Raw genomic sequence first — 13,798 nt, 5'->3', positions numbered from 1 at the left:
GTCCCATTATTAGATTTCAAAAGTAGTATTTTTTTAAGCGTTCAATGAATTTTCTGTTTTAAAAACAGAAAAGGTTACATTAATTTAATATTTTAGCCAAAAAGAAATAGAATGAACTATTTAGAACATATTGGTAAATATTTTTTAATGCTAAAGCAGGTTTTTAAAAAACCTCAAAAATGGTCTGTTTTTAGAGAAATGCTATTTAGAGAAATAGAAGATTTAGGTCTAAAGTCTTTAGGAATTATAACTTTTATATCTTTTTTTGTTGGCGGAGTTGTAGCTATTCAAACAGCATTAAATGTTGATAGTCCATTCATCCCAAAATATTTAATTGGTTTTGCTACAAAACGATCTATGATTTTGGAATTTGCTCCTACATTTATGTGTGTAATTTTGGCAGGTAAAGTAGGTTCGTATATTTCGTCTAGTATTGGAACAATGCGTGTTACAGAACAAATTGATGCTTTAGAAGTTATGGGAATAAACTCATTGAACTATTTAGTATTGCCCAAAATAATTGCAACCTTGTTTTTTTATCCATTACTTATCACATTAGCAATGTTTTTAGGTATTTTTGGAGGTTATACAGCAGGTGTTTTAACAGATTTGTTTTACACTGAAGATTTTATTTATGGAATTCAACTCGATTTTAATCCGTATTTTGTTAAATATGCGCTAACCAAAACATTGGTATTTGCTTTTGTAATTGCAACCATTCCCGCTTACCACGGTTATTACGTAAAAGGAGGTTCTCTTGAAGTTGGTAGGGCAAGTACACAAGCTGTGGTTTGGACAAGTGTTGTTATTATTTTATTGAATTATTTCTTAACTCAAATGCTACTAGGATAATGATTGAAGTTACCGATTTATATAAAGAATTTAATGGAGTGCCAGTTTTAAAAGGTATTACAACTACTTTTGAAAAGGGAAAAACAAATATGATAATTGGTCAAAGTGGATCTGGTAAAACGGTTTTTTTAAAGTGTTTATTGGGCCTGCATAAACCAGATAAAGGTATTATTTCTTTTGATGGAAGGAAACATACCGAGCTAGATATTACTACACAGCGACAATTACGTCAAGAAATAGGAATGGTGTTTCAAGGAGGTGCTTTATACGATTCTTTAACTGTTGAAGAAAATATTATGTTTCCATTAAAAATGTTTGCCGATCAGCCAAGGTCTGAAATGTTAGATCGCGTAAATTTTGTTTTGAAACGCGTTAACTTAAACGATGCAAACAAAAAATTTCCGGCAGAATTATCTGGTGGAATGCAAAAACGTGTTGCCATTGCAAGAGCAATTGTAATGAAACCAAAATATTTATTTTGTGATGAACCAAACTCTGGACTTGATCCAAATACAGCAACAGTTATTGATAATTTAATACAAGAAATTACGGATGAATATCAAATAATTACCATAATAAACTCACATGATATGAATTCTGTGATGGAAATTGGAGAAAAAATTGTTTTTTTAAAAAATGGTGTAAAAGCTTGGGAAGGTACTAATAAAGACATCTTTAAAACTGAAAATGAAGCAATTGTAAAATTTGTATATTCATCTAATTTATTTAAGAAAGTTAGAGAAGCATATTTAAATGAAACTAAATAGCAAAGTTGTTTGTTTTTTTAAAATATACCCTTATATTTGCACCCGCTAAAAAGGAAAAGAATGACCTGGTAGCTCAGTTGGTAGAGCACCTCCCTTTTAAGGAGGTGGTCCTGGGTTCGAGCCCCAGCCCGGTCACAAAAACTTCTCTAAAATACTGAGAAGTTTTTTATTTAAAATGCGGTGAGATACTCAAGTGGCCAACGAGGGCAGACTGTAAATCTGCTGCGCAAGCTTCGGAGGTTCGAATCCTCCTCTCACCACAAAAACCTCAAATATATATTTGAGGTTTTTTTTCATTTAAAAATCATTTGTTTAATTAAAATATAAAATAGTTAAACAAAAAATGTATATTTGTTTCAATATTAAGATAATTTGTTATGATAAAAAATTGGTTGTTTTTTTTCTTTATTATAGGTAGTTCTATAATCTACTCCCAAAATTCAGGAGTTATAAAAGGTAAAATAATTGATTCAAAAACAAGAGAAGCTCTACCCTATGTAAATGTTGTGGTAGTTGGTTCGACAATTGGGTCGGTTTCAAATGAAAATGGCGAATTTGAAATTACTAAAGTTCCGTTAGGTTATAATTCAATTCAAGTTTCTTATTTAGGCTATTTAACAACCTTTTCTGAAGATTATTTAGTTACCAATGAAAAAACACCTTTTATTATTGTTGAATTAATTCAAAATAATGAAGTTTTAAGCGAAGTTACTATTGTAAGCAGCCCCTTTAGAAAAATTATTGAAACGCCATTATCTAAACAATCTTTAGGAATTGCAGAAATTGAGCGAAATCCTGGAGGAAATAGAGATGTTTTAAAAGTAATTCAATCGTTGCCAGGTGTGGCTTCAAATCCGGGTTTTAGGAATGATATAATTATTCGTGGAGGTTCGCCAGTTGAAAATAAATTTTATTTAGATGGAATTGAGGTTCCAGTTATAAATCATTTTCAAACGCAAGGTTCTACAGGAGGTCCTGTTGGAATTATGAATGCCGATTTAATACGTAATGTAGATTTTTATACAAGTTCATTTCAAGCAAATAAAGGAAATGCATTAAGCTCAATAATTGAGTTTACCCAAAAAGATGGAAATCCAGATAAGTTAAATACAAGAGCAACCTTGGGAACATCGGATGCTGGAATTACCTTAGATGGACCAATTAATGATAAAACTACATTTATTTTATCTGCGCGTCAATCGTATTTACAGGTGTTATTTAAGTTAATTAAATTACCTTTTTTACCTACTTATAACGATTTTCAATTTAAGGTTAAGCATCAATTATCATCAAAAAGTGAAATTAGTTTTATTGGTTTAGGAGCCATCGATAAATTTAAATTAAACGAATCTGTAAATGATAAGGTTACTGATGAAGATATTATTAAAAGAAACAATTATATTTTAAGTAATATTCCTGTTCAGGAACAGTGGAATTACACCGTAGGAGCATCATACAAGCATTTTTCTGAAAATTCTACACAACAGCTAGTTTTGAGTAGAAACGAATGGGAAAACAACGCTAAAAAGTATTTTAACAATACCACAAACCCCAATGATTTATTATTGCAGTATGTTTCTAAAGAAACTGAAAATAAATTTAGGTTTGAAAACACTATCACATCAAAAAGCAGTTATAAAATTAATATGGGTGTTGGTTTGGAAGATGCAAATTATAGTAATGCCACTTTTCAAAAGTTTGCAAATTCAAACGGTGTTTCGGAAATAGATTTTTCGTCGGATTTAAAACTATTTAAATATAGTTTGTTCGGACAGGTTTCTAAAAAATATTTAAATTCTAAACTGGGAACTTCATTTGGTGTTCGATTTGATGGTGTAGATTTTAACAGTGAAATGAAAAATATATTTAATCAGTTTTCACCAAGAATTTCATTATCGTATGAACTAGATCCTAAATTGTTATTAAATGCTTCCGCAGGTAGTTATTACCAGCTTCCGGCATATACAATTTTGGGTTATAGAGATGCTTCAAATGTGTTGGTGAATAAAAATAACAATTTAAAATATATAAATGCCAAACATTTAGTTGCTGGATTGGAATTGAAACCTTCAAACGATGCAAGAATCTCATTAGAAGGATTTTATAAAAAATATGATAACTATCCATTTTCTTTAAGAGATCAAATTAGTTTGGCAAATTTAGGTTCAGATTTTGGTGTTATTGGAAATGAGGAAGTTACATCAACTTCAAAAGGAAGATCGTATGGTTTTGAGATTTTTGCACAAAAAAAATCATATAATGGTTTGTATGGTTTGGTGAGTTACACGTTTGTAGTTAGCGAGTTTAAGGATAAAAACGATAATTATATTCCTTCATCGTGGGATAATAAACATTTGTTAACCATTACTGGTGGAAAAAAATTACAAAAAAACTGGGAAATAGGAGGTAAGTTTCGCTTTGTTGGCGGAAGTCCATTTACACCGTACGATATAAATGCTTCGGCGACTATTGATAATTACAACATTTCAAATAGTGGAATTTTAAATTATAATGAATTAAACTCGGAACGCTACAACAATTATCATCAATTAGATGTGAGAGTTGATAAAACTTGGTATTGGGAGCACTTTTCGATAAATTTTTATATTGATATTCAAAATATTTATGGAAGTGAAAGTAAGCAACAACCATATTTAATTCCAACGGTTGATAACAATGGAAATAGAATTATTGATGCAAATGATAGCTCAAAATATGTTTTAGAAGAAATTGATAATTCTTCAGGAACAGTTTTACCACGTTTTGGAGTAATTATCGATTTTTAATTTACCAGAATATTATCTTTGTTTAATCTTATTTTAAGCCATTTTTGTAATAAAGCCTTTTGCTCTTTTGATTTTGGATTAGAATCGTTCCATTCGGTATTAAATACGGTTAAGGTATCAACTTTACTAAAATTATTTTGTACAATAACACCATAACTAATTTGTTTTAAACCATTGTAATTGGCTTTAGCTTCTTCACTTATTTGAATAAACGGAATTTGAGAATTAAAGTATTTATTAAGTTGAGTTTCTAAAAGCTTTATTTTTTCTTCTTTTTCTTTGATAGATTCATCTCTTGATGAAATTATTTTTTGATTTTGGGAATATAGTTCAGTCAAGTTTTTTACCTCATGTCTTAAGTCAGAATCGTCCACACCTTGTTTTAATATAAGTTGAGTTCCAGCAAGACCATATTCTGGTAATTTAGATTTCCATTTTTCAATTTCGTCTGCAGATAATTTATCTCCATAAATAAAAACTTGAATACTTTTTCCTGAATAATTGATATTTTCTGCAACTTCATCAATTATGCTAATGCCACTTTTTTTAATATCATTAATTAAATTTTGTGCATTTTGTTTAAATCTGTTTTCTATATATAAATTAAAAAACATATAAATACTTCCAGAAAATACTAAAAGTGCAATAAATGAAGCCATTCTTGCTACTTTTTTTCTTTTTTCAGAATTGATATATTTTACCATTGGAAATTTTAAAAACTTGACAATAACAAACGTTGCCAATGCAATAAAAATGGTATTTATTGTAAAAAGAAACATGGCTCCGGCAAAGTAACTTAAATTACCAACAGCTAATCCGTACCCGGCTGTACACAAAGGAGGCATTAAAGCAGTAGCAATTGCAACACCAGCTATGGTATTTGTTTGTTGGCTTCGTCTACTTAATGCTATAATTAAAGCCAATCCACCAGCCATTGCAATAAATACATCGCGAACATCTGGTGCAATTCTGGCTAATAATTCAGGTGTTTCATTTCTAAATAATGGAATTAAAAAAAACAAAAATGATGTTGTTAAACTTAAAGATACCATTACACCTAAATTTGTTAATGAGCGCTTTAAAGTATCTATATCATTAATGCCAATTGATAGACCAACGCCTAAAATTGGTCCCATTAGCGGTGAAATTAACATCGCTCCAATAACAACTGCTGGAGAACTAACATTTAAACCTATAGATGCAATTAAAATTGAAAAAACCAGTACCCAAGCAGTATGTCCTTTCATGGAGATATTTCCTTTAATATCTTCAATGGTACCTTTTGAATTAGTATCTTGTCTAATGTCTAAAATATCATGCAAAAATGCTCTTATACTATTAAATATAGCTATAAGACTAATAGGATGAACTTTTTCCGGGGTGTTTTCAGAGTTGTTGGTAGTTTCCATTTTAAATTATTTTAAACAAAGTTGTCACCAAATTTATTTTTAACTTGTTCTCTAATTGTTTTAATCTCTTGCTCGTTATTTTTAGGACAAATTAATAAAATATCATTTTCTTCAATTACAATATAATCATTTAAACCTTGTATTACTACTTTTTTGTGGTTTTGAGTTCGTACAATATTGTTGTTAGCGTTATTATAAATTACTTGTCCGCCAACCGTTGCATTTTTATTCTTATCTTTTTCTAAATTTTCATAAAGTGATAACCAAGTACCTAAATCATTCCAAACAAATGTTGCAGGAAGCACAAAAACGTTGGTTGCTTTTTCCATAATTCCAAAATCTATTGAAATATTTTCAGAAGTTTCATAAATAGTATTTATAAAATCAACTTCTAAACTAGTATTGTAAATACTGTTTTCTGAATTAAAAAGCGCAAACATTTTAGGTAAATTAAGTTGAAATTGCTGAAGAATTGATTTTACACTCCAAACAAAAATTCCTGCATTCCAAAGATATCTACCATCATTTAAAAACTCTTGTGCTTTTTCTAAATTTGGTTTTTCTGTAAAGGAATTTACTTTTTTTATGGTTTCTTCAGAATCTATATATTTAATATAACCATAACCTGTATTTGGAAATGTTGGTTTTATGCCAAGAGTTACTAATACATCATTATCATCACAAAATTTTAGTGAAGTTTTAATATTATCAATAAAAGCCGACTCGTTTTCAATCAAATGATCTGAAGGAGCTACAATCATGATTCCATCCGGATTTTGATTGTAAATTTTTAATGCGCTATATAAAATACAAGGCGCTGTATTGCGCATTGCAGGTTCTAATAAAATATTACTTGTTGGTATATTTGGTAAATGTTTTTTTACCAATGTTTGGTAATCTTTATGTGTAGCTATTAAAATGTTTTCTGAAGGAATTATTTGCTCAAATCTTTTTGATGTTTGTTGAATTAAGGAAGTTCCTGTTCCTAAAATATCATGAAATTGTTTTGGAAATTGTTTTGTACTCATTGGCCAAAAACGAGATCCTATTCCTCCAGCCATAATAACGGCATAATAATTTTTGTTCATAGTTTTTTAAATTTCTACTTCTGCATTTTGATTGAATAAATAGATTCTATTACTGCTAGTTTCTAAACACTCAATTCTTGTTCTTCTAGTTATTCCTTTTTTATAGGTTTTGCCATTAAAGTGAAATACACTTCCTTCATTTAATTCAAATATAAAATTCTTTCCGGATATTTCATCAAATTGTTTTAAAGCAAAAGTTAATTTCACATCAGATCCTGTACTAGCTTTAGGGTTTTTTAAATAATTAGCTAAAAAAGGTAAAACCGATGCTGGATAAATAGTTGGCTGTACAAAAGGCAACATTAAATGTTGAAAGTTTCTTTTCCACTCTATTCCATGTGGTTTTACTCTTTTACTTTGCTTGTATGTAACAAAATGAGCAATTTCATGTATTAAAGTTAGTAAAAATTGGTATTGATTTAAACTATTATTTATAGTTATTTGAAAAGAACCATTTGGAAACCTTTTAAAATCACCGTGTTTACTGGTTCTTTTATTTACAACTTTAATTAAAATGTGGTGTTCTTCTAAAATTTCTTGAACTAAATATATTGAATTTTCTGGAAGATATTTTGATATTTTTTCAATCATAAATTAAGGAGTAGTTGAAGAAACTTCTAATATTTTACCATTGTAATATTTGTTTCCAGTTAAAGCAAAGTTGTAAATATAATTTGCCATTTCTTCAGCAGAAATTGGAGCTTTGTATCCAGGGAAAGCTTCTTGTAACATTTCTGTTTGAACTGCACCTAAAGCTAAAACATTAAATGAAATTTGTTGTTCTTTATATTCTTCGGCAAGTAATTCTGATAAAGTTATAACCGCTCCTTTTGAGGAGCTATAAGCTGCTAAACCAGAAAACTTCATACTTCCTTGAACGCCTCCAATACTACTAATTATAACAACATGACTTCCTTTTGATAAAAATGGAATTAAAACACTTGTTAATTGTGCTACAGCAAAAACATTTATAGAGTAAACATCAAAAAAATCTTTTGAAGATAATTTTTCAAAAGGTTTATTAATTAATTTTCCTGCATTATGAATTAAAACATCTACTTTTTTCCAATTTTTTGAAACAAAATCAGTGACTTTTTTAAAATCATGCTCATCAGATAAATCTACCGATAAAGTTGATATGTTTTTTAAGTTCAGTTTTTTTAGAGGTTCAGCATTTCTGGAAATTGCCAAAACGTTGTAGTTATTTTTTGCGAAAAGTTGCGCCAATTCAAAACCAATTCCGCGACTTGTTCCTGTAATAATTATATTTTTCATAGTTAGTTCTCAAAAATTATGTGTTGGTAAGCGCCAATATCTGCTGGAGATGTTCTTAAAACACCTAAAATATCATTTGGTACAAATTGTGTGCCTTGAATAGTAGCTTTTTCAATTGCATCTGATTTTTCTCCAATTATTAATTCGTTATTTTTTGGGTTTTTAAAATGAGATTTTCCATTTAAAATATTGTTCTGATAATTTGCTGTATTTGCAAAATCATATTCAGGTATGGAAGAATATGTGCTATTATAATCATTAAATTTTAGCAAATTATTTTTAAATAAAAAATTAAAAGAAGCACCTTCAGCCTTATCAATTATTAATTCAATGTTATTGCTACCATCAATAATACAATTTGTAAAGTTGGCAGCAAATAAATCTTTTGCAACTACAATTTGATTGTTGTTTTGTGAATAAGCGTAATAATTATTAATTAGTACTGTTGGAAATTCTCTAAAATTGTTATTCCAAAAATTAGTAAAAGTGGCGTGTGTAAAATTATAAGTTCCACCAATAGTGCAGGCTAAAGAGGATTGTCCGCTATTATTAATTACCAAATTTTCTCCGGTAATATTTGTTTCTCTTCCTAAAATTCCAAAATTTGAACTATTATAAATTTGTGTATTTTTTATAATTAAAGTAGGAGATGAGCTGTTTCCAATAGAATCGGAAATTATACCAATAGAAGCATTTTTTATAATTGTATTGTGTATGGAATTGTTTTTACTTCCGGCGCGTAACCAAATAGCGCCCCATTGTCCGGGAATGTTACTAAAACTCGGTTCTAATCTATCGCCTTCAATAATAACTTGATTATTTAATGTGCCATTAATATTTAAAGTTGCATTTTTAGAAACTATTAAACCAGAGTTTTTATGAAAAAAAATGTTTGTACCAGCATCAATAGTTAAAGTTTTTGCTGATGGAATAGCGCAATAACCATAAATTACATAGGGTTTTTCGTTTGTAAATGTGGTGTTTTCGTTTAAATAAAATCCGTTAATTTTAATATTTTCACCAGCTTCATTAACACCTATGTTAATAGTTTCTACAATTCCTTGTGTATTTTTTGATGGAAATAGAAAGTGCGCATCTTTAACTAAGGTAATTAGTTTTACATCTTGTAAATAATTTTCACTATCAAAAACAATAGAATCGGTATAAATAGGATTGGTAACAGTATTATAATTGATGGTTGTTTCAATAAATATATAAATACTGTCTTTGGCTAAAATTTCAATATTTTCAAAAACTTTTCCAGGTTTTCCATCAATATTTAAACGGTACATGGAATTTTCTCCTCTGCCCAATTTTACACTTGGAATGTTAATTGCGTTATTACTTTTGTTGTACACTTTTAAATTATAGGTGCTTGAGCCAATATTGGTAAAAACGGTATCTAAAAAAACAGTGTCTTTTGAAAAAAGTAACTTACCTGTGCTTAATTCTGTTGAAAAATCTTTTCTACAAGATATTACAAGTATTATTAGTAATAGCAATAAAGAAAAAAAACGAGTACGCATAGGTTGGTTTTCTGTAAATTTAATATAAAATAGTTACAATTATTTTTTCATCAATTCAATTTCAAATAATTTGCCCCAGTTTTTACCAGTTACAAATAATCTGTCATTTTCTTTGTCATAAGCAATCCCATTTAATACTTCATCTTGATCTTCTAATTGTTGCGTTTTTAATACTTCGTCTTTTAAACCATTTAAATCAGCAACACCTAAAACTTTCCCCGAAGTTGGATCAACAATAAGGATTGAATTTTTTTGCCATATATTGGCGTAAATTTTACCATTTACATATTCTAACTCATTTAATTTTTCAACTTTTTGCTGATTTGTGTAGGCTTCAATATAACTTTCTTCTAAAAGTGTTTCTGGATTTAAAAACCAAATTCGTTCCGTACCGTCTGATTTTATTAATTTTTCACCATTATGTGTTAAACCCCAACCTTCTCTACTTTTGGTATATTTAAATTCTTTTTCTTTTTTAAAAGTTTCTAAATCATAAATAAATCCAACGCCATCTTGCCAAGTTAATTGGTATATTTTGTTGTTAAAAAGGGTAATTCCTTCACCAAAATAAGTTGCATCTAAATCTTCTTTTTGTAACACTTTTCCAGTAGTTAATTCAACTTTTCTAATTGATGATGTTCCTTTTCTACCAGTTCCTTCATACAAAAACCCATTGTAATATTCTAGTCCCTGAGTATATGCATTTTTATCATGCGGATAAGTGTTAATTATTTTATAGGTAAAAATTTCTGGTGCAGCATCTGCCATAAAGTAAATTACGTTTGTTACTTTTTCTGTTTTGTTTTCAAAAAAAAGTATGGCAGTAATGGTGTGTTTTCCTAATTTATAGTTAGCAATATTTAACGTAGCTGAATTTCCATTGGCTTTAATTTTAATATTATCAATTGAAAACTGAACAGAATCAATTGGTTTGTTCTCTTTTTCGGTTACCGAGAAGGTTAATTCTTCGTTAATTTGAATCTTTGTTGGAGAATTTAGTATAAATTTGTACTCACTTTTACAGGAAATTAGTAGTGAAATGATGAAAATTCCTAAAATTGATCTGTATAACATAGCTTTAAATAAAGATTAATAGATATTTGTGTAAATAAAATAAATTATTTGTTTGAAGTTTCAAAAATATAGTTAAATTTGCAGTCTGAAAAATAAAAATAGATTTAAAACGAGTTCACGATGAAAAAAGGTATACACCCAGAAAATTATAGATTGGTAGCATTTAAAGATATGTCTAATGAAGATGTGTTTTTGACTCGTTCTACAGTGAATACAAAGGAGACTCTTGATGTAGATGGTGTTGAATACCCTTTAGTAAAATTAGAGATTTCAAGAACATCACATCCTTTTTACACAGGTAAGTCTAAATTAATTGACACTGCAGGACGTATTGATAAGTTTAAATCTAAATATGCTAAGTTTAAAAAATAATTAGATTTCTATAATTTAAAAATATTTAAAACCTTCAAAAAAATTTTGAAGGTTTTTTTATGTACTATATTATTTTTGAACTCTACTATAGGTTTAGGCTTAAAACAATACAAAGTAGCTTACTTCAAAGATCAATGCATTAATTTCTTGGAGTAGCAATAAGTTTTGTAGAGTTAAAAATAATTCAAAAACTTTTGAAATGTTAGAAGTAAACAGTTGTGTTTATTTCAAAAAATAATTTTTTTAATATAAAAAAAGCCTATTATTTTAAAATAATAGGCTTTTTATTTATTTGTAAAAATGTTATGCTAACATTGTAACTGGATTTTCAACAAAATCTTTTAGAGTTTGTAAAAATGCAGATCCTGTTGCTCCATCAACAGTTCTATGGTCACAGGCTAAAGTTACTTTCATAGTATTTCCAACAACAATTTGTCCGTTTTTAACAACAGGTTTTTCAATAATTGCTCCTACAGATAAAATTGCCGAGTTTGGCTGATTTATAATTGATGTAAATTCTGAAATTCCAAACATACCTAGGTTAGAAACTGTAAAAGTACTTCCTTGCATTTCAGCAGGTGTTAATTTTTTAGATTTCGCTCTAACAGCCATATCTTTAACTTCAGCACCAATTTGTGTCATACTTTTTTGATCAGTGAAAGGAATTACAGGAACTACTAACCCATCTTCAACAGCAACAGCAACACCAATATTTACATGATGATTAATTCTTATTTTATCATCAAACCATTGAGAATTTACTTTTGGATGTTTTTTTAATGCCATTGCGCTTGCTTTTACCACAATGTCATTAAAAGATACTTTAGTGTCAGGTAAATTATTAATTACTTTACGAGAAGCAATAGCATTGTCCATATCTAACTCTATCATTAAATAATAATGTGGAGCTGTAAATTTAGATTCAGCTAATCTTCTTGCAATGGTTTTACGCATTTGTGAGTTTGTAATTTCTTCAAAACTCTCTTCACCTAAAGCTACTGTAGTAGTTGAATTAGCTGTATTTGCGGCAGCAGGAACGTAATTTTCAATATCACGTTTAATTACTCTACCATTTTCTCCAGAACCAGCAATAGTTGCTATATTAATTCCTTTATCTTCAGCTATTTTTTTAGCTAATGGTGATGCTACAACTCTTCCCGATGTATTTGTTGCAGGAGCTACTTGAGCACTTGGTGCAGTAGTTTTAGTTTCAGCAACAGTTTCCTTAATTTCAGGAGTAGTAGTTTCTTCTTCACTTGCTTTTTTAGTTTCTTTTTTTTCCTGACTGGTGTTGGTGTTTTCAACTTTAAAATCTTTTATTAAAGCATCAATATTTTCACCTTCTTCTCCAATAATTGCTAATAAAGAATCAACTGGAGCACTTTCGCCATCTTTTAAACCAATATAAAGTAAGGTTCCTTCATTAAAAGATTCGAATTCCATGGTAGCTTTATCTGTTTCAATTTCAGCTAAAATATCGCCTTCTGAAACTTTATCACCTACTTTTTTTAGCCACTGTGCAACAACTCCTTCGGTCATTGTATCACTTAAACGTGGCATTGTAATTATTTCTGCCATTTATCTATGTTTTAAAAAAGGATAATTTTCTTGTTCGTACACTATATCGTATAAAAGTTGTTTGTCTGGGAATGGAGATTCTTCAGCAAATTTTTGACATTCTTCAACTTTATCTTTCACTTCTTTATCCCAAGTTTTCACTTCGGCATCTGTAGCGTATTTTTTGTCTTTTATAATTTTTAATACTTGTGAAATTGGATCAATTTTTTTGTATTCATCAACTTCAGCTTTTGTTCGGTAATGTTGAGCATCACTCATTGAGTGTCCTCTGTAACGATATGTTTTAATATCTAATAACGTTGGTCCATCACCTCTTCTAGCTCTTTCAATTGCTTCATTCATTGCTTCTGCAACTTTAACAGGATTCATTCCATCAACAGGTCCGCAAGGCATTTCATAACCAAGTCCTAATTTCCAGATGTCTTCATGGTTTGCAGTACGTTCAACAGAAGTTCCCATAGCATATCCGTTATTTTCACAGATAAATACTACTGGTAATTTCCAGTTTATAGCCATGTTAAATGTTTCGTGTAAAGAACCTTGTCTTGCAGCACCATCACCAAAATATGTTAGTGTTACACCATCTCTTCCAAAATATTTGTCAGCAAAAGCTAATCCTGCACCTAAAGGAATTTGTCCTCCTACAATTCCGTGTCCACCATAAAAATTATGTTCAGGAGAAAAAATATGCATAGATCCACCCATCCCACGAGAAGTTCCAGTATCTTTCCCAAGTAATTCGGCCATAATTCTTTTAGGATCCACACCTAAACCAATTGGTTGCACATGATTACGATAAGCAGTTATCATTTTATCGTTTTCTTTCATTGCGTGTAATGCACCAGCAAGTACGGCTTCTTGCCCATTATATAAATGTAGAAATCCTCTAACTTTTTGTTGGATATACAAGGCTGCTAATTTGTCTTCAAACTTCCTCCAAAAAAGCATATCCTTATACCAGTTGATGTAGGTTTCTTTTGTTATTTTTTTCATTTATTAAAAAAGATTAGTTTTTAATTCGATTGCAAAAGTACTATATTGCTATATATTTAAAAAATCTCAACTGTTTTT

At 29.3% G+C, this 13,798-nt stretch carries 12 protein-coding genes and 2 tRNA genes; 6 read left to right on the top strand and 8 right to left on the bottom strand.

Annotation, left to right across the window (positions count from 1 at the left end):
• Positions 1-111: 111 nt before the first annotated feature.
• From BM335_RS12590 to BM335_RS12570, 5 genes are all read left to right on the top strand, one after another.
• Positions 112-852, top strand: coding sequence for an MlaE family ABC transporter permease (locus tag BM335_RS12590; RefSeq protein ID WP_090228438.1), 741 nt, complete (start codon positions 112-114; stop codon positions 850-852).
• Entirely contained in the window at positions 852-1,619 is a 768-nt protein-coding gene (locus tag BM335_RS12585) for an ABC transporter ATP-binding protein (protein WP_090228433.1), read from the top strand. The genes BM335_RS12590 and BM335_RS12585 overlap by 1 nt, the downstream gene beginning before the upstream one ends.
• Positions 1,620-1,681: 62 nt before the next feature.
• Positions 1,682-1,754 (top strand) — tRNA-Lys (locus BM335_RS12580).
• A gap of 44 nt (positions 1,755-1,798) precedes the next feature.
• Positions 1,799-1,879 (top strand) — tRNA-Tyr (locus BM335_RS12575).
• Between the two features lie 117 nt (positions 1,880-1,996).
• Positions 1,997-4,405: a TonB-dependent receptor gene (locus BM335_RS12570; RefSeq protein ID WP_090228429.1), complete on the top strand. Its 2,409-nt coding sequence runs from the start codon at positions 1,997-1,999 to the stop codon at positions 4,403-4,405.
• Here BM335_RS12570 and BM335_RS12565 read toward each other — a convergent pair.
• From BM335_RS12565 to BM335_RS12540, 6 genes are read right to left on the bottom strand one after another with little or no spacing between them, the layout of a single operon-like run.
• Positions 4,402-5,814: a DUF389 domain-containing protein gene (locus tag BM335_RS12565; RefSeq protein ID WP_090228426.1), complete on the bottom strand. Its 1,413-nt coding sequence runs from the start codon at positions 5,812-5,814 to the stop codon at positions 4,402-4,404. The genes BM335_RS12570 and BM335_RS12565 overlap by 4 nt on opposite strands.
• 11 nt (positions 5,815-5,825) lie before the next feature.
• Positions 5,826-6,902, bottom strand: a complete 1,077-nt coding sequence (locus BM335_RS12560) for a mannose-1-phosphate guanylyltransferase (RefSeq protein ID WP_090228422.1) — start codon at positions 6,900-6,902, stop codon at positions 5,826-5,828.
• Between the two features lie 6 nt (positions 6,903-6,908).
• Entirely contained in the window at positions 6,909-7,493 is a 585-nt protein-coding gene (locus BM335_RS12555) for a SprT-like domain-containing protein (RefSeq protein ID WP_090228417.1), read from the bottom strand.
• A gap of 3 nt (positions 7,494-7,496) precedes the next feature.
• A complete protein-coding gene (locus BM335_RS12550; protein WP_090228414.1) occupies positions 7,497-8,177 on the bottom strand; it encodes an SDR family NAD(P)-dependent oxidoreductase in 681 nt (226 codons plus the stop codon).
• A gap of 2 nt (positions 8,178-8,179) precedes the next feature.
• On the bottom strand, positions 8,180-9,703 hold the full coding sequence (locus BM335_RS12545) for a hypothetical protein (RefSeq protein ID WP_090228411.1): 1,524 nt from the start codon (positions 9,701-9,703) through the stop codon (positions 8,180-8,182).
• A gap of 39 nt (positions 9,704-9,742) precedes the next feature.
• Positions 9,743-10,777 (bottom strand): glutaminyl-peptide cyclotransferase, encoded by a 1,035-nt coding sequence (locus BM335_RS12540; protein WP_090228407.1) that lies wholly within the window; start codon positions 10,775-10,777, stop codon positions 9,743-9,745.
• Positions 10,778-10,897: 120 nt separating this feature from the next.
• On the opposite strand from BM335_RS12540, the gene BM335_RS12535 reads away from it, so the two are divergent.
• Positions 10,898-11,149: a type B 50S ribosomal protein L31 gene (locus tag BM335_RS12535; protein WP_090228404.1), complete on the top strand. Its 252-nt coding sequence runs from the start codon at positions 10,898-10,900 to the stop codon at positions 11,147-11,149.
• Positions 11,150-11,452: 303 nt separating this feature from the next.
• Here BM335_RS12535 and BM335_RS12530 read toward each other — a convergent pair whose 3' ends face one another.
• Together BM335_RS12530 and pdhA are read right to left on the bottom strand one after the other, a co-directional pair.
• Positions 11,453-12,727, bottom strand: a complete 1,275-nt coding sequence (locus BM335_RS12530) for a pyruvate dehydrogenase complex dihydrolipoamide acetyltransferase (RefSeq protein ID WP_090228400.1) — start codon at positions 12,725-12,727, stop codon at positions 11,453-11,455.
• A complete protein-coding gene (gene pdhA / locus BM335_RS12525) occupies positions 12,728-13,720 on the bottom strand; it encodes a pyruvate dehydrogenase (acetyl-transferring) E1 component subunit alpha (RefSeq protein ID WP_090228397.1) in 993 nt (330 codons plus the stop codon).
• Positions 13,721-13,798 lie beyond the last annotated feature (78 nt).

Source organism: Lutibacter maritimus (assembly GCF_900116115.1).
Lineage (GTDB): Bacteria > Bacteroidota > Bacteroidia > Flavobacteriales > Flavobacteriaceae > Lutibacter > Lutibacter maritimus.
The sequence above is the reverse complement of the archived record's forward strand: the minus strand, read 5'-3'. Positions and strand labels throughout refer to the sequence as shown.